Source organism: Streptomyces sp. NBC_01320 (assembly GCF_035974375.1).
Taxonomy (GTDB): Bacteria; Actinomycetota; Actinomycetes; order Streptomycetales; family Streptomycetaceae; genus Streptomyces; species Streptomyces yanii.
Map to the genome: position 1 here is coordinate 11,545,288 of NZ_CP108390.1, position 23,954 is coordinate 11,569,241.

22 protein-coding genes and 7 pseudogenes are annotated in these 23,954 nt (G+C 68.1%); 15 read left to right on the forward strand and 14 right to left on the reverse strand.

Translation table 11 applies throughout. The annotated features are described in order from the left end of the window. Positions 1 to 96: 96 nt before the first annotated feature. Together OG395_RS53285 and OG395_RS53290 are read right to left on the reverse strand one after the other, a co-directional pair. Positions 97 to 726, reverse strand: a complete 630-nt coding sequence (locus OG395_RS53285; protein WP_327241327.1) for a hypothetical protein — start codon at positions 724 to 726, stop codon at positions 97 to 99. 22 nt (positions 727 to 748) lie between these two features. Continuing rightward, positions 749 to 955 carry a LysR family transcriptional regulator gene (locus tag OG395_RS53290; protein WP_327241326.1) on the reverse strand — a complete coding sequence of 69 codons (207 nt, stop codon included), beginning with the start codon at positions 953 to 955 and terminating at the stop codon, positions 749 to 751. 77 nt (positions 956 to 1,032) lie between these two features. Here OG395_RS53290 and OG395_RS53295 point away from each other — a divergent pair, with 77 nt between their 5' ends. Both OG395_RS53295 and OG395_RS53300 read left to right on the forward strand, forming a co-directional pair. Further along, positions 1,033 to 1,608 carry an IS607 family transposase gene (locus OG395_RS53295; protein ID WP_327241325.1) on the forward strand — a complete coding sequence of 192 codons (576 nt, stop codon included), beginning with the start codon at positions 1,033 to 1,035 and terminating at the stop codon, positions 1,606 to 1,608. Then, positions 1,601 to 3,229 (forward strand): IS200/IS605 family accessory protein TnpB-related protein, encoded by a 1,629-nt coding sequence (locus OG395_RS53300; RefSeq protein ID WP_327241324.1) that lies wholly within the window; start codon positions 1,601 to 1,603, stop codon positions 3,227 to 3,229. Before OG395_RS53295 ends, OG395_RS53300 begins: the two co-directional genes overlap by 8 nt. Positions 3,230 to 3,752: 523 nt before the next feature. Here the strand turns inward: OG395_RS53300 and OG395_RS53305 are convergent. Beyond that, positions 3,753 to 4,751 carry a helix-turn-helix transcriptional regulator gene (locus OG395_RS53305; protein ID WP_327241323.1) on the reverse strand — a complete coding sequence of 333 codons (999 nt, stop codon included), beginning with the start codon at positions 4,749 to 4,751 and terminating at the stop codon, positions 3,753 to 3,755. A 62-nt stretch (positions 4,752 to 4,813) separates the two neighbouring features. Between OG395_RS53305 and OG395_RS53310 the strand changes: the two genes are divergently transcribed. Together OG395_RS53310 and OG395_RS53315 are read left to right on the forward strand one after the other, a co-directional pair. Next, complete coding sequence (locus tag OG395_RS53310; protein WP_327241322.1) at positions 4,814 to 5,401, forward strand: DinB family protein; 588 nt, start codon at positions 4,814 to 4,816, stop codon at positions 5,399 to 5,401. Next, the gene (locus tag OG395_RS53315) at positions 5,398 to 5,859 is read left to right on the forward strand and encodes a VOC family protein (protein ID WP_327241321.1); all 462 of its coding nucleotides are present in this window, start codon (positions 5,398 to 5,400) and stop codon (positions 5,857 to 5,859) included. The genes OG395_RS53310 and OG395_RS53315 overlap by 4 nt, the downstream gene beginning before the upstream one ends. A 417-nt stretch (positions 5,860 to 6,276) precedes the next feature. Here the strand turns inward: OG395_RS53315 and OG395_RS53320 are convergent, their stop codons facing one another. Continuing rightward, entirely contained in the window at positions 6,277 to 6,489 is a 213-nt protein-coding gene (locus OG395_RS53320) for a hypothetical protein (RefSeq protein ID WP_327241320.1), read from the reverse strand. A gap of 315 nt (positions 6,490 to 6,804) precedes the next feature. On the opposite strand from OG395_RS53320, the pseudogene OG395_RS53325 reads away from it, so the two are divergent. Then, positions 6,805 to 7,344: pseudogene (locus tag OG395_RS53325) on the forward strand (integrase); the annotation flags it as partial. 210 nt (positions 7,345 to 7,554) lie between these two features. Here OG395_RS53325 and OG395_RS53330 read toward each other — a convergent pair. The 3 genes and pseudogenes from OG395_RS53330 to OG395_RS53340 form a co-directional block, all read right to left on the reverse strand. Then, entirely contained in the window at positions 7,555 to 8,445 is an 891-nt protein-coding gene (locus OG395_RS53330; RefSeq protein WP_327241319.1) for a TIGR03620 family F420-dependent LLM class oxidoreductase, read from the reverse strand. 127 nt (positions 8,446 to 8,572) lie between these two features. After that, positions 8,573 to 8,710 (reverse strand): annotated as a pseudogene (locus OG395_RS53335) (hypothetical protein); the annotation flags it as partial. A 114-nt stretch (positions 8,711 to 8,824) separates the two neighbouring features. Beyond that, positions 8,825 to 8,914 (reverse strand): annotated as a pseudogene (locus OG395_RS53340) (transposase); the annotation flags it as partial. 233 nt (positions 8,915 to 9,147) lie between these two features. On the opposite strand from OG395_RS53340, the gene OG395_RS53345 reads away from it, so the two are divergent. After that, the gene (locus OG395_RS53345) at positions 9,148 to 10,347 is read left to right on the forward strand and encodes an RNA-guided endonuclease InsQ/TnpB family protein (protein ID WP_327241318.1); all 1,200 of its coding nucleotides are present in this window, start codon (positions 9,148 to 9,150) and stop codon (positions 10,345 to 10,347) included. Between the two features lie 317 nt (positions 10,348 to 10,664). On the opposite strand, the gene OG395_RS53350 is transcribed toward OG395_RS53345, so the two are convergent. After that, a complete protein-coding gene (locus OG395_RS53350; RefSeq protein WP_327241317.1) occupies positions 10,665 to 11,348 on the reverse strand; it encodes a hypothetical protein in 684 nt (227 codons plus the stop codon). Between the two features lie 164 nt (positions 11,349 to 11,512). Next, a complete protein-coding gene (locus tag OG395_RS53355; RefSeq protein WP_327241316.1) occupies positions 11,513 to 12,169 on the reverse strand; it encodes a TetR/AcrR family transcriptional regulator in 657 nt (218 codons plus the stop codon). Between the two features lie 76 nt (positions 12,170 to 12,245). Between OG395_RS53355 and OG395_RS53360 the strand changes: the two genes are divergently transcribed. The 4 genes from OG395_RS53360 (at position 12,246) to OG395_RS53375 (ending at position 14,719) form a co-directional block, all read left to right on the forward strand. Next, a complete protein-coding gene (locus OG395_RS53360) occupies positions 12,246 to 12,938 on the forward strand; it encodes an NAD(P)-dependent oxidoreductase (RefSeq protein ID WP_266977703.1) in 693 nt (230 codons plus the stop codon). Next, a complete protein-coding gene (locus OG395_RS53365; protein ID WP_327241315.1) occupies positions 12,935 to 13,339 on the forward strand; it encodes a pyridoxamine 5'-phosphate oxidase family protein in 405 nt (134 codons plus the stop codon). The genes OG395_RS53360 and OG395_RS53365 overlap by 4 nt, the downstream gene beginning before the upstream one ends. Continuing rightward, positions 13,336 to 14,244 (forward strand): haloalkane dehalogenase, encoded by a 909-nt coding sequence (locus OG395_RS53370; RefSeq protein WP_327249229.1) that lies wholly within the window; start codon positions 13,336 to 13,338, stop codon positions 14,242 to 14,244. The genes OG395_RS53365 and OG395_RS53370 overlap by 4 nt, the downstream gene beginning before the upstream one ends. 100 nt (positions 14,245 to 14,344) lie before the next feature. Continuing rightward, on the forward strand, positions 14,345 to 14,719 hold the full coding sequence (locus OG395_RS53375; protein WP_327241314.1) for an integrase: 375 nt from the start codon (positions 14,345 to 14,347) through the stop codon (positions 14,717 to 14,719). Between the two features lie 47 nt (positions 14,720 to 14,766). Here OG395_RS53375 and OG395_RS53380 read toward each other — a convergent pair whose 3' ends face one another. Together OG395_RS53380 and OG395_RS53385 are read right to left on the reverse strand one after the other, a co-directional pair. Beyond that, the gene (locus OG395_RS53380; protein ID WP_327241313.1) at positions 14,767 to 15,669 is read right to left on the reverse strand and encodes a hypothetical protein; all 903 of its coding nucleotides are present in this window, start codon (positions 15,667 to 15,669) and stop codon (positions 14,767 to 14,769) included. Between the two features lie 93 nt (positions 15,670 to 15,762). After that, complete coding sequence (locus OG395_RS53385; RefSeq protein WP_376346587.1) at positions 15,763 to 15,954, reverse strand: trypsin-like serine protease; 192 nt, start codon at positions 15,952 to 15,954, stop codon at positions 15,763 to 15,765. Positions 15,955 to 16,012: 58 nt separating this feature from the next. Here OG395_RS53385 and OG395_RS53390 point away from each other — a divergent pair, with 58 nt between their 5' ends. Then, on the forward strand, positions 16,013 to 16,468 hold the full coding sequence (locus tag OG395_RS53390) for a VOC family protein (RefSeq protein ID WP_327241312.1): 456 nt from the start codon (positions 16,013 to 16,015) through the stop codon (positions 16,466 to 16,468). A gap of 21 nt (positions 16,469 to 16,489) precedes the next feature. Here OG395_RS53390 and OG395_RS53395 read toward each other — a convergent pair. Further along, positions 16,490 to 17,172: pseudogene (locus tag OG395_RS53395) on the reverse strand (IS5 family transposase); the annotation flags it as partial. A 211-nt stretch (positions 17,173 to 17,383) separates the two neighbouring features. Between OG395_RS53395 and OG395_RS53405 the strand changes: the two are divergent. After that, positions 17,384 to 17,483 (forward strand): annotated as a pseudogene (locus tag OG395_RS53405) (HNH endonuclease); the annotation flags it as partial. Between the two features lie 105 nt (positions 17,484 to 17,588). On the opposite strand, the gene OG395_RS53410 reads toward OG395_RS53405, so the two are convergent. Continuing rightward, positions 17,589 to 18,152, reverse strand: a complete 564-nt coding sequence (locus OG395_RS53410; protein WP_327249227.1) for a hypothetical protein — start codon at positions 18,150 to 18,152, stop codon at positions 17,589 to 17,591. A 270-nt stretch (positions 18,153 to 18,422) separates the two neighbouring features. Further along, positions 18,423 to 18,707 (reverse strand): annotated as a pseudogene (locus tag OG395_RS53415) (YrhB domain-containing protein); the annotation flags it as partial. A gap of 128 nt (positions 18,708 to 18,835) precedes the next feature. Here OG395_RS53415 and OG395_RS53420 point away from each other — a divergent pair. The 3 genes and pseudogenes from OG395_RS53420 to OG395_RS53430 all read left to right on the forward strand — a co-directional run bounded on the left by OG395_RS53420 (position 18,836) and on the right by OG395_RS53430 (position 23,905). Further along, positions 18,836 to 19,078: a hypothetical protein gene (locus OG395_RS53420; protein WP_327241311.1), complete on the forward strand. Its 243-nt coding sequence runs from the start codon at positions 18,836 to 18,838 to the stop codon at positions 19,076 to 19,078. Beyond that, positions 19,017 to 19,250, forward strand: a pseudogene (locus OG395_RS58910) (helix-turn-helix domain-containing protein); the annotation flags it as partial. The gene OG395_RS53420 and the pseudogene OG395_RS58910, both read left to right, overlap by 62 nt. A gap of 293 nt (positions 19,251 to 19,543) precedes the next feature. Beyond that, positions 19,544 to 23,905: a S8 family serine peptidase gene (locus OG395_RS53430; protein WP_327241309.1), complete on the forward strand. Its 4,362-nt coding sequence runs from the start codon at positions 19,544 to 19,546 to the stop codon at positions 23,903 to 23,905. Positions 23,906 to 23,954 lie beyond the last annotated feature (49 nt).

The following is a 23,954-nucleotide window of genomic DNA, read 5'->3' on the forward strand; positions in this document are numbered from 1 at the left end:
CTCCGGCTGTCTCACGTCGTGGCCGACCACTCTTGTCTCAGGACGGGTGGCATTTCCTCAGCGAGAGCGGCGGGTAGAGCTCGTGCCTGGGCCTACTCAGTTGTCAAACCAGACAACGAGTCGCACGTTGTCATCGCCGTGCTGCGATGCGAGCGCCTCCATGACCGTCCAGACCGGTTTCCACTCGCCGGTCTCCGGGACGGCATCTCGACGGCGGAGTTTCTCGGATCTGTAGAGAGTGTCGCCGATGAGCCATTCGCTCCCCTCGGGCCACTCTTGAGCCTCGTCCGGCACTTGTGCAGGAAGGCCGACGGCTTGCGCGAAGCGAGAGTTCCAGGCGGACTTCCCCGTCAACCTGAACCCATCCGGAGTCTGCCGGTATTGGTGGAGTCGGCTGTCGGCCTTCTCAGCTGGCTCGCCCCAATCGACCTCCTTGATCTCGGCCCAGGTGATCCAGGTGGTGCCGTATGCCTGGTCCGGCCACTGGGCAAGTTGATCGAGTTCGGCACGAACAGTCTCCGACGCATCGACTGGGATTCCTCGGTCTGCGGCCAGCGGTCGGAAGTTCGCGTAGTTGCGGACTCCGAAGAGGCAGCCAAACGCGTCGTAGTTCCGGGTGATGTTGAGGAAGAAGAGGTCGATGGCGGCTCGCCAAACCGAGTCCTCGTCCTCCTCGTGGAGGTGCCATGCTCGGCACTCGACAAAACCGCTGATGTCCGTCCCCATGACAGAGATTCTGCAACCGCCGTCAATCGATTTTGGGGTGGTGACCTGTCGATGCCAGCCGGAGAGCCCGAATAGCAGTGGCGACCTCGTCTCCGAAGGTAGTCAGTTTCATGGCTCGGCCGCGTTCAGCCCGCTCAAGCAGAGGCTGCCCCAGGTCTCGTTCCAACCGGTTGATCTGGATCACCAGGGTCGGTTGGTTGATACCGAGGGCTTGCGCTGCCTCGCGCATCGTGGGGTGTGGAGCTGGCGTCGGTTGAGTGTGTATAAGTGTGCGTGACCTGACTCTAGTTGCGTTATGATCTTCGTGTGAATCTGACTGAGTGGGCACGAGCGCAGGGGGTGAGCCCCCACACTGCGTACCGCTGGTTTAAGAACGGGACGCTTCCCGTGCCTGCTCGGCGTGTTGGGCCGCGCACGATCCTGGTCAACGTCGATGCAGCCACCACGCCGGAGGCCATCGGCGGCCTGGGTTTGTATGCCCGCGTCTCCTCGCACGATCAGAAGAGCGACCTGGAACGTCAGGTAGCCCGCCTGTCGGAGTGGGCGGCCAAGGCCGGTCACCGGGTGGTCCGCGTGGAGGAGGAGATCGCATCTGGGATGAACGGCGCCCGCTCCAAGGCGAAACGGCTGCTGGCCGACCCCTGCGTGACCACGGTCGTGGTCGAGCACAAAGACCGTCTCGGGCGCATGAACGTCGAACTCGTCGAAGCCGCTCTGTCCGCGCATGGTCGGCGCCTCGTCGTCCTGGACGACGGCGAGGTCGAGGACGATCTGGTGCGCGATGTGGTGGAGGTGCTGACGTCGTTCTGCGCCCGCCTGTACGGGCGCCGCTCGGCGAAGAACCGTGCCCGTAAGGCCCTGGAGGCCGCGCAGCATGGCTGACCAGCACAGGCCGCTCAGGCAGATCGCCCGGCCGTTCGTCGCCGACGGGCCCACGGGTGTGAGCATCCGGGACCGCCTCAAGGGCCTGACCGGCGAGGACGAGAAGGTCTTGCGGCTGGTCGGCGAGCACATGGGTTGCCTGGCGTCCCGGGATCTTTCCCGTAGGTGCCGGGACGGCCTGGAGCATTCCACGGACACGTGGGCGGCACGCAAGCGGGACATGACCGCCGAGTCGTCGTCACGGTGGGCCGGTTCGGTCACCTCCAACACGCATGACCAGTGGGGCCTGTCCCGTCGCGCCCAGCATCAGCACCTTGTCTCTCTGGATGCCGGTATCCGCACGATCCGGCACCGGCTGTCGCTGCCGGTTGGAGAGAAGGGCGGCCGGGGCAAGCCTGGCGGCTACCGCTCCAAGCACGAGTGGTTCCAAAAGACGCGCCGCCTGGCGATCCTCGAAGGCCGGTACGAGCAAGTCCGCGCCGAACGGGAAGTCGGGAAGGTCTCCGTGGTGCGGGGCAGTCGTCGGCTGGTCAAGCAGCGGCACAACCTTGCCGCAGCAGGCAAGACGCCCCAGCGGTGGCGGGCTGAGTGGGAGACATCCCGCTGGTTCCTGACCGCTGACGGCGAGTCCGGCAAACGCTTCGGCAACGAGACGATCCGCGTCACCCCCGAGGGCGAGATCAGTATCAAACTCCCGGTCCCGCTCGCCGGCCTGGCCAACAGCAAGCACGGCCGGTACGTGCTGACCGCGAAGGTCACCTTCCCGCACCGGGGCGAAGAGTGGCGCGACCGCATCGAAACGAACCGGGCCGTGGCCTACCGCATCCATCTCAACGCGTCCTCGGGGCGCTGGTACCTCGATGCGTCCTGGACCCGCAGGGACTTGCCCATCGTCCCTCTCAGCACGCTGCGGGCCGGTGGCGTGATCGGCGTCGACACGAACGCGGATCACCTGGCCGCCTGGCTGCTGGACAAGTACGGCAACCCGGTGGGTGCACCCCGCCGCTTCGGCTACGACCTGTCCGGCACTGCCAGCCACCGCGACGCGCAGCTCCGCCACGCCCTCACCCGCCTCCTCCACTGGGCGCGGAACGTCGGCGTCAAGGTCATCGCCATCGAAGACCTCGACTTCACCGACTCCAAAACGCGGGAGAAGCACGGCCGGAAGAAGAAGTTCCGGCAGCTCATCTCCGGCATCCCCACCGGAAAGCTCCGCGCACGCCTGCTGAGCATGTGCGCCGAAGCCGGCATTGGCGTGATAGCTGTCGATCCCGCCTACACCTCCAAGTGGGGCGCCGAGCACTGGCAAAAGCCCCTCTCCACACCTCGACGCCCCGCTGCACGGCACTACGCCGCAGCGGTGGCGATTGGACGACGCTCCCTCGGTCACCGGATCAGGCGACGGACGGCACCGCCCCCACACCACCAGAGCGATGGTGCGGGGCATCGGACCGTCCAGGCTCGACCCAGCGGCCGAAGGAGCGAGGAACACCGCCCCCACCTACCCGGACCACGGACACGATCCGATGGCACTGAATGCGGAGCGAACGCGGTGGACCAGAACCCCCAAGACCGTTCGGGGCGTTCGGCTGAGCATGTGCAACTCATGCTCAGTCTTTAGGAACGGTAGGACGATGCGGTCGCGAAGCGGTCGAGTCGCTGCCAGGCATAGGGACTGGTGAGGGCCTTTCCCAGGATGGTTGGGTCTTGGCTGCCTGCTCGACGACGCGGAGTGCGATGTTGTGGCTTACTCCGCCGCGGGGCCGGAGGGGGATGTTGTGGGTGTGGGCCCAGCGGGCCATGTTCGCGGTGCTCATGCCGGTTTCGCGGGCGAGGTCCGGCAGAGTTCGGCTTCGTCGGTGTCTCACTTCCGCGGGAAGCTGACGCTCGCCGTCTTTCGGAGGATCCGGGCGTCTGTCTCTCGGTTGGTGGGCGTCGACGTCGCGCCTCCAAGTGCCTCCCTGTGGTACGGGGTCGGCGGTGTGACGTCGGCAGCCGCGTTGGCTCCATGGTGAAGCCAGGGGGCCTCGCGTGAGCCGAGCCGAAGATGTGAAAGGAGCGCGTGGTGATGTTTCGGGGGTATCCGGGCCGGAACCGTAAGTGCTCAGGACGGAGGTGCTCCTCGGCGCTGGTGTGGTCGCGGCTCATGACTCCTCCACGTCCGGGATGGGTGAGATCGTTGCACCAGCCGACAGCAATCTCTGCGCCAGCGCGCGACAGCGCCTTCCGAGCTCCGGAGGGTCGAGTATCTCGAAGGCGTGTCCCAGCAGGAGTACGTGCATGAGCACGGCGTCGAGGCTGGCGGCGCCACTGAGCACCTCGCAGAACTCGCTCCCGCGCTGTCGTACGACGGCCGCCGACGCCGGAATCTGGGTGCGCACCGTGTCGGCCGACGCGTGCACGAGGAAGCGCGCCTGGTGTGGGTAGACCCGGCTCGCCACACCCTCCTGCACGTACGTTGCCGCGTCGGGCGCCGCGCGCGGGCAAAAGCGCCAGGTCCGTGCGGACGCGTCGGTCATCCGGTCGACGCGGAAGCTGCGCCAGTCGTCGCGATCGAGGTCGTAGGCGAGGAGGTACCAGCGCCGGTCGGAGGCGACCAGGCGGTAGGGCTCGACCCGCCGCCGTCGCACATCGCCCCCGGACGGGTAGTCGAAGCCGGCTTCAACCTCGTCGCGGCAGGCTCTGGCCAGCGTCATGAGCATCTCGGGGTCGACTGGCGTGCGGCCTCCGCCAAAGGACTCCACCGAGCCGGAGAGCGCGCGCACCTCGTGCCGCAACCGGGTCGGCAGCACCTGGTCGAGCTTGGTCAGTGCCCGGAGCGCGGCATCGCCGGCGCCGGTGACCGCGCCGCCCGCGCCGGCGAGCAGCGAGACCGCGGTGGCGATCGCCTCCTCGTCGTCGAGAAGCAGCGGCGGCAGGTCCTGCCCCGGCCCGAGCCGGTAGCCGCCGCCGACACCCTGGCTGGCATGCACTGGATAGCCGAGCGTGCGCAGCCGCTCGACATCACGCCGTACCGTGCGCGGCGTGACCCCGAGCCGGTCGGCGAGCTCGGGGCCGGTCCAGACTTGGCGCTGCTGCAGCAGCCCGAGCAGGGTGAGCACCCGCTCCGTCGTACCCCGCTCGTCGCCGCTTGACACGTCCATGTTGCCCACCCTGCCAGAAATAGCGGACCGATCCTGTCCGCCAGAGGTGTCACGGTGGCTCCATGGATGCAGACGAGATCGACTGGAACCGGACGCTGCGCGAGCAGTGGGAGTTCCACTGGAAACATCAACTCCGAGCCCGGCTTGAGGGCCTCACCGACGACGAGTACTTCTGGTCGCCGGTGCCGGACGCCTGGAGCGTGCGGCCGCGCGGCAGCTCGACGGCGCCCGTGCAGCTCGGTGCCGGGGACTTCGCGATGGACTACGCATCCCCCCAGCCGGTCCCCTCGGCCTTCACCACGATCGCGTGGCGGCTCGGTCACGTCCTCGTCGGCGTGCTTGCCGCGCGCAACGCGGGAGACTTCGGCGCGCCGGCGGCGTCGTACGAGACCTGGGAGTACGCCGGCAGCGCGGCCACCGCGCTCGACCAGCTCGAGACCCAGTTCGACATCTGGCTGGCTGGGGTGGGCGGCCTCGGCGACGCCGGGCTCCGGGCCCCGATCGGTGAGAAGGAGCCCTTCCCCGAGATGCCCATGGCCGAACTGGTGCTGCACATCCACCGCGAGCTGATCCACCACCTGTCCGAGGTCTGCCTGCTGCGCGACCTCTACCTGCACACGAAACCCGCTACGAACGGAGCAACCCGATGAGCCGCCACATCCAGGTCACCTTTGACGCCCACGACCCGCGGGCGCTGTCGTCCTTCTGGCGCGACGTACTGGGCTACCTCCACCCCGGCCCGCCCGGAGTCGACCTGCCCGAGGGCGCCGACCCGCTGGCCGCGTGGGACGACTTCCTCGCGCGGATCGGCGTACCTGAGGAGCAGCGCAACACGAGATCGGCCATCGAGGACCCGGACGGTCACGGCCCACGGCTGTTCTTCCAGCAGGTGCCGGAGGACAAGGTCGCCAAGAACCGCGTCCACCTGGACGTCCGCGCGGCTCCCGGACTGCAGGGAGAGGAGCGGATGGCGGCGCTGGAGGTCGAGTGCAACCGGATCGTCGCGCTGGGAGCGACGCGGGTACGTCGCCACGAGCCCGCTCCCCCGATGAGCGCCGGCTTCATCGTGATGACCGACCCGGAGGGCAACGAGTTCTGCCTGGACTGACGCAGCTCAGCTGTAGTCGCGGAGCCGCGGCCGGTCTTGACCGCTGCACCGATGTTTCCCGAGGCCGATCAAGGCCGCAGTCATGCTGGCCGACGCCCCGGCGGACACCCGGTAGGCCGCCGGCCCTGAGCCTGCCGCGACATCAGCGCCGGGGTAAGGGGATGACGCCCATGGCGTTGTCCCCCTGCCCTTGATCAGGGCCCGGAGCGGGGAACGTCGGCGTGCGAGACCTCGCGGTGGTGTGTCAGTCCTGCGTCCAGGCCGGGACCGTACTGGGTGCCACGGCGGTCAGCTCGGTAATCCGCGCGAAGGCTGGACCGGGCCAGCGATGGCCGGTGGCACCGGTGCCCACTGCTCCAGCTCGCCCGGCAGCATCTTCAGCAGCGTGCGTCGGCGGGTCTGCTGTCCCGCGAGGGGTCAGTCGGGCAAGGGCACGCGGATGACAGGGTCGAAGGGGCGCTTGTTGAAACCGGTCCGCAGATTGCGGCAGCCCGGAGCCTTGCACATGAAGAACTCCTCGACGGTCTTCCGGCCCGTGCGGTTCTTGAGCCAGACTTTCTCCGTGGCATTGAGGCGACGGTGCTGTTCGTCAGATTCGCAGGTGTAGCAGTACATCGTGTCGGCTGGCACGACACCCCCTGAAACGGGCGGATAGGTGAACTACAAGCATATGAGGAGATGTTGGGCAACGGGCAGTGCGCAACAGGACAACTCGATCTGCTGGTAACTGGCCCGCTTCGCGATGTCGGCTATGGGTATTGCCCACCCGCTGTACCGCCCGGTCTCTCCGCCCGCTACGGCCGACCACTGCCGGACTCCTCAGCACTGCGGGTGCCGATAGATCATCCGTGCAGGTGGCAGTCTTGAGCGCCGATCTCGGGGCGGCACTCGCTGCTCGTCCCGCGGTTTTCGCGGGACAGGTGCCGGGCGGCATCATGATCTGTCGTGCTGCTGCGCCTGGCATGCCTCGCCGTGACCAACACCTTCGCGTTCCTGCGCCTGCTGCCGATGAGCGATCGGGACAAAGACATCGAGATCCTCGCGCTGCGGCACCAACTGCTGGTCCTGCAGCGCCAGGTCGGCCGGCCCAGGTTCACCGACACCGACCACGCGGTCCTCGTCGGCCTGCTCCACCACCTCCCCATGGACAAGCTGCGGCACCTCCTGTTGCTGGTACACCCGGACACGATCGCGCGCCGGCACCGCAACCTGCTCAAGCGACGCCACGCCGTGACCTGCGCGCCCAAGTGCTGTGGGCGCCCGCCCACTGTCCGCTCGATCCGCGCCCTCGTGCCGCGCCTGGCCCACGAGAACCCCTCGTGGGGACACCGCCGCATCCACGGCGAGCTCCCGGCTCTCGGCATCAAGGCCGCCGCCTCCACGGTCTGGGAGACCCTCCGCGAGCACGGCATCCCGCCCGCGCCCGAACGGCAGAGCACGACCTGGGCCGACTTCCCGCGCAGCCAGGCCGACGCGCTGCTCGCCCTGGGAGCCTGGCACCCCGAACACCTTGTATGTCTGGAATGCCTGGGAGGTGGGGCCCGCGTTTGCCCAGGTGATGACGATCCTGGTAGACGACCTGGGAGCTTGGCAGGTGATCCGGCGGAACCTCACGGCCCGTGATCAGCGGCAGCGTCAGCATGAAGAGTCAGCAGTGGCAGCGTCCCCGGTCCGGCTCCCCGTGCGAGCCGCCCTCTACAGTTCATCGGCGAAGGCCCCGGCCAACTCACGCCATTCGGCCCGCGGCAGGCCGGCGCCGCCCTCGTCGGCGGTGAGTACCTGGAGCGCGACGTGGTCGGCGCCGGCGTCGAGGTACTCCCGCGTCCGGGCCTTCACGCGCTCGGCGTCGCCCAGGGCGAAGAGGGCGTCGAGGAGACGGACGCTGCCGCCGCCCTCGAAGTCGCTCTCCGCGAACCCCAGGCGCAGCAGGTTGTCGGTGTAGTTGGGCAGCCGGAGGTACATTCCCAGCATGTTCCGCGCAGTGGTGCGGGCCCGGTCGAGGTCGGTGTCGAGCACTACCGACAGCTCCGGGGCGAGCAGCGCGTCGGGGCCGAGCGCCTCGCGTGCCTCCACAGTGTGCTCGGTGGTGACGAGATAGGGGTGTGCGCCCAGCGCCCGGCCGGTCGCGAGCTTCAGCATCTTCGGGCCGAGCGCCGCCAGGACCCGACGTCCGGAATCCACGGGCGGGGTGGCGGCGTCGAGTGCGTCGAGGTAGGCGACCATTGCGCTGTACGGCTTCGCGTACTGCGGCACCATCGGGCCATGGCTGACGCCCAGGCCGAGGACGAATCGCCCGGGCGTGCTCGCGTCGATCGCCGCGATCCGCGCCGCCACCTCCTCGGCGGTGTGGTCCCAGATGCTCAGGATGCCGGTGGCCACAGTGACTGTGCGGGTGGCGGCGACGACAGCCGCGGCGTCGTCGGGCGAGGGACTGCCCCCGATCCAGAGAGTGCCGTACCCCAGCTCTTCGAGCTCGGCGACCGCCTCCGCGATCGCCCCCTTGCCCGCGTCGTCCGCCCGCGCCCCGTGCAGGGCACTGCTCCAGATGCCGACCCGTCCGAATGCCTCGCGCGTCTCAGAAGTCATGGTGTGATCAACAGCGACCCGTGCCCGCTATTCCCGGCTGGGCGGGGACTCATCCGTACGGGTACAGCAATCGCGCGTGTAGCCCTGTAGGGCAGTCGGCATTGATGCTTGGCCGCAAGGCAGCAGGTCAGCCCGCCCACCCGATGTCACGGACCTCGATCGCTCCGGCGTGCGGCATGTACTGGATCCAGCAACGCCGGAACGCCTCCCGGATCTCCTCCACGGAGCCCGGGCCGCGGACATCGGGCCAGGCCCGAGGATCCATCCCTCTTCTTCGGAGGGAATCCCCGCCTTCAGGCGGGGAGGGAATCCGATCCTGAACCCTGCGGCGCGGAGCGCCGCAGTTTCGCTCCGGAATGCCTCGCCCGCGGAGCCGCGCTCAGTCGGGCCGCTTCTGGTTCTCGATGTAGTCCTTGACCACGTGGAGGGGTGCGCCGCCGCATGACCCCGCGAAGTAGGAGCCGGACCAGAAGCGGCCGTGCATGATGGCCTGGTTGACGTGGCCGGTGAACTCCTCTCTTCGTAGCGTGTCAGCATCTCGTCGTTGAAGACGGTCCGCCGGTATCTGGTGACTGACATCAATTGCGTGTGGAGGTGGTGGATGACGTGACGGCCGCGCCGTACGTCGGGGTTTGGTTCCCAACGTGGTGACATGAACCAATGTTACGGTTAAGGTCGATTCGAGTCGGAGGGGTGGGCTGAATGATCCGTGCGTACAAGTTCCTCATGCGGCCCACCGCCCGGCAGGAACAAGCGCTCGGTGAGATGCTGCGCGATCACTGCTCGCTCTACAACGGCGCGTTGCAAGAGCGTCGTGACGCCTACCGGCACGCCTCGAAGACGACGGTCCGATACGGGCAGCAGTCGGTGCAGCTCAAGGAGATCCGGGCGTTCGACCCGGAGCGTCAGGGCCGCTGGTCGTTCTCCTCGCAGCAGGCCACCCTGCGCCGGCTGGACAAGGCGTTTGCCGCGTTCTTCCGGCGCATCAAGGCCGGGGACAAGCCGGGCTGTCCGCGCTTTAGGGGGATCGGCCGCTTCGACACGGTGGACTTCCCCAGGGACGGTGACGGCTGCCGCTGGGATGCCACCGCGCATGACCCGGTCACCCGCGTCCGCTTTCAGGGCATCGGGCACGTCAAGGTGCACCGGCACCGGCCGGTGGTCGGCCATGTCAAGACGGTCTCGGTCAAGCGTGAGGGCAAGCGCTGGTATGTGGTCCTGACGGCCGAGCGGCCCCGGCCCGAGCCGCTGCCCGCGACCGGCAGCGTGGTCGGCATCGACCTGGGCATTGCCAACTTCCTCGCCGGCTCGAACGGCGAGTTCGTGCCCAACCCGCGTCACGGGCGAAAGGCCGCAGGGAAGCTCGAAGCAGCTCAGCAGGCACTGAGCAGGTGCAAGCGCGGAAGCAAGCGCCGCCGCAAGGCGGTAGAGGCTGTGGCACGTCTGCACCGCAAGGTGCGGTGCCAGCGCCTCGACCACGCCCACAAGACCGCCCTCGGCCTCGTGCGGGAACACGACTTCATCGCGCACGAAGACCTTAAGATCCGCAACATGAGCAAGGCCCCCGAACCGAAGCCCGACCCCGACCAGCCGGGCAGCTTCCTGCCCAACGGGGCAGCGGCCAAGGCCGGACTGAACCGCTCGATATCGGATGCCGGATGGGGGGTGTTCCTCGCGATCCTGAATGCAAAGGCTGAGAGCGCCGGGCGGGAAGTGATCGCCGTGGACCCCCGCAACACCTCCCGGCGATGCCCCGAATGCGGGCACACCGCCAAGGAGAACCGGCCCACCCAGGAGAAGTTCCACTGCGTCGCCTGTGGCCACACCGCGCACGCGGACACAGTCGGTGCTCTCAACGTTCTACGGGCCGGGCTGGTCCGTCGCGAAGCCCAACCGGCATAGCGAGAAGCCACCCCGTTCACGGGGTGGAGGAGTCACCCGCGCGACCTCCACGAGGGGGCGCACCCGCGCCGTCCGTGCCGTGCCGCGGGACGGGGCAGTCGGTCACCGGCCGCTCCGCGCCCGGTTCCCCCGCTCCGCGCTGCCTCATCCCTTGCCCCAGGCTCTACGCGCCTGGGGGTGGCGACACGGCCCGCACAGCGCCCCGCCCCGGAGTCCTGAAACTGCCTCTGAACTCGGAAAACACCTCAAGAAAGATCCGTGCAACGCCCCGTTCTGGGTCCAGCCCACACCGATGCCTCGCGTGCTTCGCTCCCGTCTCACGGCTGGGACCGGATCACCGCGGCGCAGCACAGTGCCGCGAGCGCCAAACTTGCCGCCGCCGGCCTCGCGAGGGCTGCTGCGGCGGAGGCGGGAAGGATGCGGTCGGCCGGGGGGACGGCGTCCTCCGGGTCGAAGACCATCGTGATGTGCTGGCCCGGGCGGGCGTCGGCGCCGCAGCTGCGCCAGGCTTCGTTCGGGACCGGGGTGCCGTCAAGGAGACGTACCGAGCACGAGTTCTTGACGTAGTTCCGTCCTTCGTAGCGGTGGACGTGGACTTCGGTCACCACCACCGTGCGGCTCTCGCCGCGCGCCGCCAGGACGGCCTGCGCGGTCTGGCCCGGTATCCACAAGGCGAGGAACCCGCCGAACAGGGCGACCGCACCGACCAGGACACGTCCCGCGTTCGTCGAGAGGAGATACCCGGCGGAGACCAGGGCCACGACGGCTCCGACCACCGTGCCGATCATGTCGAAACCGGTCAGCACACCCGTCACCGCGGCACCCGCGACCAGACCGGCCGTCACGACGCCCACGACGACGCCCTCCACCACCAGCCGGGCAGGCGGCCGTCCGGTGAAGTTCGCCGGGCCCCACAGGAACGCCCCGTCGTAGGACATGCTGCTCCATTCGTCGTTCAGGATTGCGCGGATGGGGTGCCGCCCGGGGCGAGTGCCGGTCATGCCCGCACCCGCACCCCGGGCGTGAGTAGTTGAGGTACAGGAAATGCCGGCGCGATTGATCCTGGCCGGTCAGCACACCGGGCGCGGGCACCGCCGGGGTTCACCGGGATTCCCGGAAGACGCCCCGGTCTTCGGGCTACGCCGCACTGGAGGCGCTGAGGCGGTCAAGGCCGAACGGCGCCTCCGCCCGAGGTCGGCGAGCCCTGACGGCCGGCTCTGGTGGGTGCCGCCGCGCGCGGCCTCGGGGCCAGTGCCGCGCGCAGCGCCGGGGTGAGGCTGTGACGGATCTCGGACGGGGTGAGGGCGGCGGGGGTGGGGAGGGGGTTGAGGTAGCGGGTGTAGATGAGGCCGCCGAGGATCGTCACCACGGCCGTGGCGCGGGCGGTCGCGTCCCGGCCGCCGAGAAATTCAACAAGCCGGGCCAGCAGCTCGCGTTCCAGGTATTCGCGGATCACCTCGGCGGCCTCGTCGCCCTGGGTGGTGAGCTGCTGGAAGTCGGCGTCCTCCCACAGGTCGGTCACCGCGTCGATCAGGCGGTCGGGGAGGGTGGCCGGGTCACCGCCGAGGACGTCGTCCACCGCCAGCGCATTGGCGCACTGGAACTGCATCACGTCCGCGAACAGGCCCTTCTTCGAGCCGAAGTGGTACGCGATCAGCGCCGGGTCGACCCCTGCGGCCCCGGCCACCGCGCGCAGGGTGGTGCTCCGGTAGCCGTGCTCCAGGAACAGCGAACGGGCCGCCGAGACGATCGACTCGCGGGTCGGCGGGTTGCCGCGGGGGCGGCCTCGGGTGCGGGTGGGGGCAGGGGCGGCGTTATTCATCAGCGTTGAGCCTGCGTTTGGTGAGCAGCACAGTCAAGGGCGTTCCGGAAACCATACGAAGGGATGACCCGACACCATGCGTATCGCAGTCTTCGGTGCCAACGGACCGACCGGCCGCCGCCTCACCGACCAGGCCCTCGCCGCCGGCCACGAGGTCGTCGCCGTGACCCGCAGACCCGGCTCCCTGCCCGCGCGGCCCGGCCTTGCCGTGGCCGTCGCCGACGCCACCGACCCGGCGGCTGTCGACGCCGCGATCGGCGGGACGGACGCCGTCCTCTCCGCGCTGGGCGCACGCTTCAGCAAGGAGACCATCACCACGTACTCGGCGAGCGCCACCGTCATCACCGGGGCCATGGCCCGCCACGGCATCAAGCGGCTGCTCGCCGTCAGCTCCAGCATCGCCGACCCGAACTGGCGCCCTACCGGCGCGCACTTCTTCAACCATGTGCTCGACCCGCTGGTGAACCGACGTCTCGGCCGCACCCTCCACGAGGACATGCGCCGCATGGAGGCCGTGATCCGTCAGACGGGCCTCGACTGGACCTTCGTCCGGCCCTCGGGCCTCTTCGAGCACCCCGTCGTCACGGACTACCACACCGCCGAGACCAGCGCCGACGGCGTCTTCACCGCCCGTGCCGACCTCGCCGCGAGCATGCTGCGCGAATTGGCGGAGCGGCGGTATGTCCGTACGGCCATGGGCGTCATCACCACGGCCGTGAAGCCGAACATCGCCAAGCTGATCTGGGACGAGGGCGTGAAGAAGAAGTGAGCCGCCCGACCTTCCAACTCCCGGTCGTCGCACGAGCGTTCCTCACCCTCCCGCACACGGCCACCCTCACCACCCTCCGCCCCGACGGCACCCCGCACGTCACCCCCGTCCGCTTCACCTTCGACGCGGCCACCGGCCTGGTCCGGGTGACCACCCGGGCGGGGGCCCGCAAGGCCCGGAACGTGGAGGCGGGCGGCCCGGCGGCCCGTGTCGCGCTCTGTCAGGCGGACGGCTTCCGCTGGATCACACTCGAAGGCCGGGCCGCGGTCACCGATGCCCCCGCGCGCCTGGCCGAGGCGGTCCGCCGCTACACCGTCCGCTATCGCGCGGACCCGCCCGCCCCGCTGGACCTGGTCGTCGTCGAGATCGCCGTCGACCGCGTCCTGAGCCTCAACCTCTGAATCCCCCGTATCGAAAGCGAAGTGACACCGCCATGCCCACCCTCCCCGTCCTCGATTCCGCCCTCTACTACCGCGAGTCCGGCGACCCCGACGGGCTGCCCTTCGTCTTCCTCCACGGCAACCCCACCTCCTCCCACCTGTGGCGGAACGTCCTGCCGGGGGTGGCCGCGCCCGGCCGCCGCCTTCTGGCCCCCGACCTCATCGGCATGGGCGACTCCGGCAAGCCCGACCTCGCCTACTCCTTCGACGACCACGCCCGCTACCTCGACGCGTGGTTCGACGCCCTCGGCCTTACCGAGGCCGTCCTCGTCGGCCACGACTGGGGCGGCGCGCTCGCCTTCGACCGCGCCGCCCGCCTCCCGGGCACCGTCCGCGGCCTCGCCTTCACCGAGACCATCATCAAGCCGCTGGTCGACGACGAATTTCCGGCAGCCGGGCGGAAGTTGTTCACCCTTCTACGCACCCCCGGGGTGGGCGAGGAGATGATCCTGGAGAAGTCGCTGTTCATTGAGGGGCTCCCGGACACACTCGCCACCCCGCTCGATCTTGCCGACCTGGAGGTCTATCGCCGCCCCTTCCCGACCCCGCACAGCCGCCGCCCGGTACTGGCATGGACGCGCATGATGCCGCTGGATGCCGAGCCCGCCGACGTCGTGGCCCGCATCGAGCAGTACGACGCCTGGCTGGCCGCCAGCCCCGAAGTCCCCAAACTGCTCGCCGCGTTCGAGCCGGGACCGGGCGCGATGACCGATCAGGGGACCGTGGCCTGGTGCGAGGAGAACATCGCGGGCCTGGAGGTCTCCCGCCACGGCCTGGCCGGCCACCACTCCCCGGAGGACCGCCCCGAGGAGCTGGCCGCGGCGATCAACGCCTGGGCCGACCGCCACGGGCTGGCACGCCAGTAGGCGTCCTCGATCACGGCGCGGCGTCACCGCCCACCCCACCGCGCAGTGAGCGACCCAGCAGGCCCGCAATCTCGCCGTCGACCTCGGCACCCGCGTCGAGTTGCTGCGCTTCGTTCTCCGCGACCGCGACAGCAAGTACACCGACTCCTTCGACGCCGTCTTCGAAGCCGAGGACACCGAGGTGCTGCTCAGCGCACCTCGGGCGCCGCGCGTGAAATGCCTACTGCGAGCGAGTAATCGGCACGATCCGGCGCGAGGCCTCGACCATATCCCGATCATGAACGAGGTCCACGCCCGACAGGTCCTCGCCGAGTATCAGGAGCACTACACCTGCCACCGGCCACACCGATCACGACACCAAAGACCACCCGAAGCCCCGGGACAGCCAGCGGTGTTGCACGATCGCGTACCCCGCAGGCTTCTGCGCACCCGCGTCCTGGGCGGGGTCATCAACGAATACCGATACGCGGCTTGAGCTGCAGCGATGGCTTTTCGAGCTCCACAGGCAAGGACTTGCGCTGCTCAACTCCAGCTCGGCGAGGGTCCGTGCGGTGGCTTGCAGGGAACCGGTTGGCCGGTGTGCGCGTCGACCACAACGCGGTCGCCTACGGGTCGTGCCAGCTTCACAGTCACTTGTTGCAACCTTGCCTGCTTGGTGCAGTGGCCGCCGTCGTCCTTACGGTGTTTGACGGAGCCCGAGAGCACCACGCTGCCCCGTGTTTCCAGTACAGCCACCACGGGGCCATCGTCGCAGGCACCGTGGAGGGCAACCACGGTCACCGAACGCCCTCCTGCGGCAATCTGGACCAGCTGATTGAGCGGATAGCCCGGGACGCCGTAGGCCCGCCCGATCGGCGGCCGGGGGAGTGGCGACGGGATGACAGCGGCCTGCTTGAGAGGGGAGGCATAGCCATTTAGGGTGAACAGCCAGGCTGGGACCACCGCCGGTCCCCGGCTGGTGGCCACACTCATCTCACCCAGCTTCGCCCCGGTCACAGTGAGGTGTGGCTTTCCGCCGGTGCGGCCCCCAGCCAGGGTCTTGTACGACTCAACCGCCCCCGCCAGCTGCCGTGTGAGCGATCCGCCTCCGATCCAAGTCACCCGGCCGTCCTTCGGCCCGGTGTCGGGTAGCGTGCCCCGCAGGACGAAGGTGTGGTCTTGGTAGGCCCGCTTGTCAGCCTGGCTCCGCAGGCCGCCGCGCGGCAGCTGGGCCACCTCGCCCATGGGGTGGTAGCCAACTCGCCACGCGGCGGCAGCGGTTGACCCGTCCCAGGCTCTGGCGACCTTGCGGGCACGGTGCGCCATCACCGCCGTGTCGCCGTCGGCATCCTTCTGGCCGCCGCAACCGGAGACGGCCCCCAAGCCGGCGGCGGACAAAGCCGCCGCAGCGAGCAGGCTCAGTGAGCGCGACGCCCGGATGCGCATGTGGACCTCCGAAAAGACGGTGACGTGGCAACTGCCCTGTTCCTGTGACGCGGCCGGGCCAGGGCAGGTTCCGCCGGTTGCGGCGGCCCGTTGTCAGTAGACCTTGAGACCAGTCTGGTTCAGCACTGTCTGCACCTTCGTGAAGTAGTTCACGTAGTTTCCGGTGGAGGAAGAGTTGCACACTGTTTCGTTGCTGCCGCCGGAGAGAAGGCCCAGGGCCGTTGCCCCGTGGAGCAGGGGTCCACCGCTGTCGCCACCTAGAGCGCTGACGTTCGACTCGATCATGCTGTAGGCCTGTTGCGAAAGTGGATCGTCTGTCAGACCTGCCTGGGATGCTCCGAGCATGGAGATGACAGTGCAGCTGACGATCGACTGCTCCGATCCGCAGAAAATGGTGGCTTTCTGGGCCGAGGCCCTGGGCTACGTGCCTGAGCCTCCGCCTGGCGGGCACGCCACGTGGCGTGCTTACTGGGCGGCGGTGGGGGTGCCCGAGGCGGAGTTGCCAGCCGGTGCCGGGGATATTCCGGAGTCCATCATCGATCCCGCGGGACGTGGACCGAGGGTATGGTTCCAGCAGGTTCCGGAGCCGAAGGTCGCCAAGAACCGGTGGCACTTCGACCTGAAGGTCGGTGGGGGCCGTGACGTCCCACTGGACGTCCGCACACAGCGGGTCAAGGCTACGGTGGAACGGCTGGTCAAAGCTGGTGCCACCGTGCTGCGGATCAAGGATGAGCCGGACATGGGGCTCTACGCCGCCGCCATGCAGGACCCCGAGGGTAACGAATTCGACGTCGTCTGAGGGCCGTTGTGACGGTGCTGGTCACAGCCACTTGTTCACGGCTGCGACCAGCACCGTCGCCTCGTAGCGGCCACTGCCCTGTGCCTTTTAAGTCGGTTGATCCCGCATTCGACCGCATGGCGCTCGCGGTGATCCACCGCATCGAAACGCGGCGGTCGGCCGCCACGGGAGCCGAGCTTCCTGCGGTTGCGGGCCTGGTCAGCCCTGTATGGGATGGTGCAGCGGATTCCACGGCGGCGCAGGTAGGCGCGGTTCTTGCGAGAGGAGTACGCCCGATCGGCGCGTACTCGATCGGGGCGGACGCGTGGCCGGCCCGATCCGATGCGGGGTACGCGGACATTCTCCAGCACGGGCTCGAATTGCGGCGAGTTGCCGCGCTGCCCGGCCGTCACCACGATGGACATGGGCTTTTGGCCCTGCTCGACAGCCACGTGCAGCTTGGTGGTGAACCCGCCACGTGAGCGTCCCAGCCCGTGATCGCGGGGCTCGGCCAGCACTCCGCCCGGTGGTTCCTTCTGTAGGTCCCCCTGCTTCCTGGCCCCTGCCGCATGCTGATGGGCACGACACACTGTGGAATCGACGCTCAGGTCCCACGTGATCCCGCCCTTCGCGTCGGCCTGGGACTGAAGTCGGGTGAGGACCCGGTGCCAGGTGCCGTCTCGTTGCCATCGGCGGAACAGATCGTAGATCCGGCCCCATCTGCCTCGAAGGCATGTACTGCCTCCCAGCCAAGAGCCGACTCCTCTCCGTCATCGACGTCGAACGCCGCACGGAGCGCCGCCAGCTCGGCAGGGTCAGCTTGATCAATGTTCATGCGGCATGGACACCACCTCGCTGTGACAACGCCCTGGACGCGTTGGTGGTCGGCGACGAACCTCGAGGAATGTGGCACGTTTCGAATGACGCTCCCCGCCAGCTGGAGCCTCGCAGTGGACTGCTGCCCGGCGCGAGGCGTATGCCAACGATCAGGGGGCGGCCAACTTCCTTGGTTGCGGTCACCGCGCGCACCAACCGCCCGACTTGAGCCGGTCCGCGATCTCGCCGTTCCTGTACTGCTCGACGTCAGGTGCACCACCGCCTGCCGGAGGGTCGTGGAAGGGCAGTCATCTCTCGTCGGACATCAGCCAGACGAACGTGGGGTCTCAAGGGATCCGGCGAAGTCGGCGAGGGCGTGAAAGTCGGCCTCGCGTAGCCCGATCCGCGGATTGACGTGCTGCAGAAGTCCAGGCCCGCGGTGGTGGGCGGTCACGTACGCATGATCGAGATCGCTTTGCTCGTCGTCCACCCAAGCGAAGGGACGACCGCCCGCGTAGTCCACCAGAGGGCCGGTCTTCCAGTGCACGCCGTCAGGGCGCTCTTGGAGCAGTGCGTCACCGAAGTCGACGAAGGGGAGATCAGGAAGACCTAGCACCGGGCCGATCCACCGGTTGGCATCGTCCATCCATGTCGTGGCCCAGCACAGCTCATAGTCGAGATGAAGCAGCGCTTCCCCATGTTCCGGGTTGAGCCAGACCCGCAAGGGCCGTCTCCTGCTCAACAGTCCGCCAGTGCTCGCGCTCTCGTAGGGCACCCTGAGCGTTGTGTAGCCCTCGGGACGTCTTTCCGGCTGCGCCGCATAGGGGTTGAGCGGCCCGTCCACGTCGAGGAACAGCAGCGGTTTTGATTGTCCTCTCCCTCTGCGGATGGTCGTCACACGGAGAACTGGGTTGAGAGGTTCCACGAGAACTTTGGTGGAGATGGCTACGAGGTGAGCGGGCACAGCGCCGTTCTGCAGGGCGCCCACGTAGTCGATGACCTCAGCGTGGGATAGCGCCGGTACCCGCTGGCGCAGGATGTGCATGGCAAAGATGCGCCCACGCTCGGCTGCGACTTCCCGGACCTCTTCGTGCAGATCGTCCACTGCGGTACGTACGACCTGGCTCCGAATGCGGACACGATAGTCGGCTTCCCACGCCCCCGTGACCGCAGAGACGACGCCGACCTGGTGCAGACCTCCGTCGACCCGGTCGATCAAGTATGGCCCGTTCCCGGCGAGCATGAAGTCCGGATTCCGGGTCCGTAGGTACTTCTCGGACGTCCACGAGATAATCCACACCAACTCGTGCTGCTCTACATGCGCAACAGCCATGCGCATCGGGTCCAAGTCCGCCGACACTTCCCTCTGATAGTCGCGCTCCAGCTGTTCTTCAACGATCCGGACTGCGGCTTCTCGCTCGATCACCCGCGCAGCATCGCTCACGGACCCGCGCGGAGACCAGCAGGTTTCTCACCCGCCGGAGCGACCGGGGCGCTGCGTTCCCGAATACGACACCTACACAACAAGTGCACTCCGACAGTACCGCTCAAGTCGCCTGGGAGCTGCCTGGAGTGCCACGACGGCACACCGGCCGACCCGAACAGCTACTCCCTGCCGCGCGGCGGGCGACGGTGCTGGGGCGGCCCATCGAGCACATCAAGGGGCCGCACATCGAGTCGCCGTGGCTCGCGATGGATCTGGTGTATCGGGCACCCTCCACCGCCCAGGCCGCGTGGGCGCTGCTCGACGACGCCAGCCGCCGGGTGCTGGAGCTGTGCCAGGACATCGCCCGGGACGCTGGCCCGCATCGCTGAGGTCGTGCGTCGCCGGTTCGGGGTCGAGTACACCCTTGCCGGGCTGGACCTGCTGCTGCACCGGATCGGCTGGAGCGTGCAGGTCCCGGCCCGCAAAGCCACCGAGCGCGACGAGGACAGGATCGGCGCCTCGAAGGACGAGCAGTGGCCCGTCATTCAACGACCAGCATCATTCCATCCCCTGGAGTCGTCGTTCCTCAGCAATCAACTCCGGCTCACAACAGGTGAATTGGAATTAGCCACCAAGATCGCGCAGGGTCTGCGCCGAGTGTGGCGGCATTCCGCCATGGCCGACATCCGCCCCACTCGGTCCGTTGATCCTGCCCGGACCCAACTGCGAGATTGGCCAGGCGGCTCAGGTGTTCTCGTGTCTGCGGGCTTGGCCGCACGTTGATGTTTCACTCCTTGGTTAGGAGCACGATGGCGCGAGGAAGACGAACAGGTGTGATTGCCACGGTGTCGGCCGTGTTGATCGCCGCGGCGCTGATTGCGCCTGCGGCCGCAGCCGCCGACCCGACCAGCCCGACTGGCTCCGAGAGTGCTGGCGCGAGCAAGGTCGAACCTGCTGATCCCGACGGGCCACAGGGGCCGGGTCGGTCGCCCGTTGCTGGGCTCGACGACCGGGCCGGGCGCGACAACCCGGATTCGATCTACAGGGCGGGGAAGACCGACGGGTTCCAGCCGCTGACCGACGAGTCGCTGTCGGATACTGCGGCCGAGAAGCTGGGCAACGCCGACACCAGGCTGCTGCAGCAGGCGCAGGCGTCGAAGAAGAAGTCTGTCACGGTGTTGATGCTGGCCCGGAAGGGCGCGACCGCGGACGTCGTCGCCGCGGTGGAGAAGGCCGGCGGGACCGTCGGGTCGGTGACCGGAAAGGTCGGCTACGTCCGGGCGACCGTCCCGACCGACAGCGTGACCACCTTGGCCGGCCTTCGGTCGGTCGCGGCGATCGACCTGAACCGGACGTACAAGATCCCGGGCCCGGAACTGGGCGCCGCGGGTGCGAGGACGGCGGCAACGAAGGCCGCGGGGCCGACCGCGCCCGGCGCGAACACGCCCGCCGACAACCCGTACCTACCGATCAACGAGACCGGCGCCGAGGCCTTCGTCAAGGACAACCCGGCCTGGGACGGGCGCGGCACGGTCGTCGGCGTGCTGGACACCGGCGTCGACGTCGAGCATCCCGCGCTACAGACGACCAGCAACGGCAAGCCCAAGATTGTCGATTGGGTAACCGAGACCGATCCGGTCACCGACCGCGACGGCAGCTGGGTGCGGATGTCCACCACCAAGACGGGTCCGACGTTCAGCTACCTGGGCAAGACCTGGACGATCCCGCAGGGCACGTTCCAGTTCGGCGTGTTCTACGAGAGTGCGACGGCCGGGAGCGACTTCGAGGGCGACCTCAACCGGGACGGCGACACCCTGGACTTCTACGGGGTTCTGTACGACCCGACCACCCACAGGATCTGGGTCGACGGCAACAACAACCAGGACCTCACCGACGAGACACCGATGGCCCCGTTCGCGGTCGACCGCCAGGTCGGCCACCTTGGGAGCGACGACCCCGCAACACCGCAGAACGAGCGCATCCCGTTCGTCGTCGAGTACCGCGAAAACGTCGATCTCTCCCCGCTCGGCGGCAGCAACGTCGGCAAGACCGCGAACTACGTGTCTATCGGGTTGTCGGTCGCCTCGCACGGCACCCATGTCGCGGGGATCACCGCCGGCACGTCGATGTTCGGCGGTCAGATGCACGGCGCCGCACCGGGCGCGCAGATCGTGTCCGCCCGCGCCTGCACTTGGGGCGGTGGCTGCACCCAAGCGGCACTGACCGAGGGCATGATCGACCTGGTCACCAATCGCCATGTCGACGTCGTCAACCTGTCCATCGGTGGGCTTCCCGCATTGAACGACGGCTCCGACGTGATCGCCGCGCTCTACGACAAGCTGATCGACAACTACGGCGTGCAGATCATCATCGCCGCCGGCAACGACGGCCTCGGCACCAACACCGTCAGCTCGCCGTCCGTGGCGGGCAAGGCCATCTCGGTCGCCGCGTCCGTCAGTTCCGACACCTGGTGGGCCGGCTACGGGTCGAAGGTCGCCACCAAGCAGGGCATCTTCGGCTTCTCCTCCCGCGGCCCCGCTGAGAACGGGGCGCTGGCACCGCAGGTGTCCGCGCCCGGCGCAGCCATCTCCTCGATCCCGATGTGGCTGTCCGGTGAAGCCGTCCCCGAGGCCGGGTATTCGCTGCCGGCCGGGTACGGCATGGCCAACGGCACCTCCATGGCGGCCCCGCAGGTCGCCGGAGCAACGGCGCTGCTGCTATCGGCCGCCAAGGCCCATTCGCTGACGGTCAGCCCGGCGGCGCTGAAGACCGCCCTGACCGGCACCGCCGACCCGATCCCCGGCGTCCCGACCGTCGCGCAGGGCGCCGGCATCATCGACACCGTCGCGGCCTGGAAGCAGCTCAGCGCTGGCATCAACACCAATGAGCTCACTGTGTCGGCTCCCGTTTGTAGTTCGCTGTCCGGCCTGCTCGCGACTCCGAAGACCGGCGTCGGCATCTACAACCGTTGTCTGCCAACGGAAGGCGGCCAGGTGACCGGTGCGCAGAAGACCTACAAGGTCAGCGTCACCCGGACCAGCGGTGCCGCCGGGAACGGCGTGCACCGGATCGGTTGGATCGGCAACGACGGCACGTTCAGCGCCCGCGCGGCAATGCCCCTGCAGCTCGGAAAGGCAGCCGATATCACGGTCACCGCGACCGCGACGACCTCCGGCATGCACAGCGCGATCCTGACCATTGATGACCCGGCGACGGGCGGCATCGACCAGTTCGTCGCCGTCACCGTGCTGGCGACCAAACCGCTGGCCAAACCCGACTACGCGGTCACCAGTTCCGGCACGCTCAACCGAACCGGAACCACCTCGCTGCTGGTGCCCGTTCCCAAGGGCGTCGAAGCACTGCAGATGACCCTGGGCGGGCTCGCCGACGGCAGCCAGGTCCGCGCATTGCCCATCGACCCCGACGGCATGCCCGCAGACTCCAACGCCAGTTACCACTGCTACACCAACTACACCGACCCGGCGAACTGCAACGCCACCGCACGACCGGTGTACCGACCCAAACCCGGCATCTGGGAGTTCGTGATCGAGTCTCGCAGGACGTCTCCGGTCGAACAGAACCCGTACACAGCGACGGTTTCGCTGCAGGGCATGTCGTTCGATCCGGGGACCGTCACAGTCGACAAGGTGACGATGAACTCGCCGACGAATGTCGGCTCGACGGGGACGAACACCTTTGGCCCCGCGACCGCCCACGTCGCAACTGGCGAGATCGGCGATGTCCGCAATTTGTTCTCGACGGTCTCGCAAGGCGAAATCACGTCCAACATGCTCTATGTTCCACGTCAGACGACCCGGCTCGACGTGACGCTGACGCCCAGAGACGCTGCCGATCTGGACTTCTATGTGTACTTCAACGGCAGGCCGATAGACCAGAGCACCACGACCGGGGACTCGCCCGAGCACATCGTCATCGATGACCCACAACCGGGTACGTACTTCATCGTGGTCGCGGGAGTCGCCGTGTCCGGAGACAACGTCACGTTCGACTACCACCAAGAGATGTACTCGAAGGGCCTCGGCACGATTACGCCGAAATCCGACGCGAAGTACACGGTTGCCACGGGCCAGTCGATGCCGGTCGACGGGGCAATGATCGTCAGCGCTCGGCAGTTGACCAAGGATCCCATGGTCGGCCGGGTCCGAGTGGCCAACGAGTACGGCACGATCATCGGGGCGGCGGACGTCACGATCGCCACTGTCGATGTCCCCAAACTCGATCTGGTCGCGTGGGCCCCGCCATTCGTCGGCGCGGCTCTCAATGAGAGCGGCGTAGTCGCGGGGGATCGCCAGTACAACTCCAGGATGACGCCGACCATCTGGACGGCCGCCGACGGGTTCACCAACCTGGATCTTGCCGGGGGCAGGTACGGGTCGGCTTTGGACCTGAATGACGGCCAGATCGCCGTCGGTATCGCGACGGACAGTGCATTGCATACTCTCCCCGCCCAATGGGCCAAGGATGGATCGCTCACCGTGCTCGGCGTCCCGGATTGGCGGCCCTATTCCAGCGGCTACGCGACCGCCGTGAATAACAAGGGGGTGGTCACCGGATTCTCCGAAGCAATCGTCAAGGAGTCTGACGGCAAGAACCACAGCTACAGTGACGGGTTCGTGCGGACGCCGGATGGGACGTTCAGCAAGCTGGCCCACCTGTCCTCGGATCTGACGGGAACCCAGCCGCGCGCCATCAACGATGCCGGAATGATCGTCGGTGCCTCGCACACCGATGGCCATGTGCCGCACGCGGTCACCTGGGATGCGACGTCAGGTGTTACTCAGGATCTCGGCACGCTTCCGGGACAGCATTCGGCCCAGGCAAACGACGTGAACGCCTCCGGGACCATCGTGGGGACCAGCGGTGACGACGCGTTCGTGTGGACCAAGGCCGGCGGAATGCACCGCCTTGCCGACTACGGATACAACGCGACCGGCGAGAAAGTCACCGACGACGGGTGGATCCTCGGAACTGTCGAACTTTTCCCGGACGTCGCGGTGTCGGCGATGTGGGACCCGCAGGGACGACTCTGGGACCTGTCCGGCATGGTGCCGCTCTCTGCCGGTGATCGATTCACGCCGACCTACAGCTTCGACATCAACGATCACCACCAGCTAATGGTCTACGGCGAGGGCGGCCCGAACGCCGCCTGGTCCAGCTCGGTGATGCTGAGGATCCCGGCAGGTCTGGGCAACTAGGCCCCGGCGCCACCTCGTCCCGTCGAGCCACCGCAGTCGGTGGCTCGAC

Bases quoted from the DNA above. Each gene is read 5' to 3' on its own strand.
- OG395_RS53285 (WP_327241327.1), bottom strand. From the start codon at position 726: ATGGGGACGGACATCAGCGGTTTTGTCGAGTGCCGAGCATGGCACCTC.
- OG395_RS53290 (WP_327241326.1), bottom strand. From the start codon at position 955: ATGCGCGAGGCAGCGCAAGCCCTCGGTATCAACCAACCGACCCTGGTG.
- OG395_RS53300 (WP_327241324.1), top strand. From the start codon at position 1,601: ATGGCTGACCAGCACAGGCCGCTCAGGCAGATCGCCCGGCCGTTCGTC.
- OG395_RS53305 (WP_327241323.1), bottom strand. From the start codon at position 4,751: ATGGACGTGTCAAGCGGCGACGAGCGGGGTACGACGGAGCGGGTGCTC.
- OG395_RS53310 (WP_327241322.1), top strand. From the start codon at position 4,814: ATGGATGCAGACGAGATCGACTGGAACCGGACGCTGCGCGAGCAGTGG.
- OG395_RS53315 (WP_327241321.1), top strand. From the start codon at position 5,398: ATGAGCCGCCACATCCAGGTCACCTTTGACGCCCACGACCCGCGGGCG.
- OG395_RS53330 (WP_327241319.1), bottom strand. From the start codon at position 8,445: ATGACTTCTGAGACGCGCGAGGCATTCGGACGGGTCGGCATCTGGAGC.
- OG395_RS53345 (WP_327241318.1), top strand. From the start codon at position 9,148: ATGATCCGTGCGTACAAGTTCCTCATGCGGCCCACCGCCCGGCAGGAA.
- OG395_RS53350 (WP_327241317.1), bottom strand. From the start codon at position 11,348: ATGACCGGCACTCGCCCCGGGCGGCACCCCATCCGCGCAATCCTGAAC.
- OG395_RS53355 (WP_327241316.1), bottom strand. From the start codon at position 12,169: ATGAATAACGCCGCCCCTGCCCCCACCCGCACCCGAGGCCGCCCCCGC.
- OG395_RS53360 (WP_266977703.1), top strand. From the start codon at position 12,246: ATGCGTATCGCAGTCTTCGGTGCCAACGGACCGACCGGCCGCCGCCTC.
- OG395_RS53380 (WP_327241313.1), bottom strand. From the start codon at position 15,669: ATGCGCATCCGGGCGTCGCGCTCACTGAGCCTGCTCGCTGCGGCGGCT.
- OG395_RS53385 (WP_376346587.1), bottom strand. From the start codon at position 15,954: ATGATCGAGTCGAACGTCAGCGCTCTAGGTGGCGACAGCGGTGGACCC.
- OG395_RS53390 (WP_327241312.1), top strand. From the start codon at position 16,013: ATGGAGATGACAGTGCAGCTGACGATCGACTGCTCCGATCCGCAGAAA.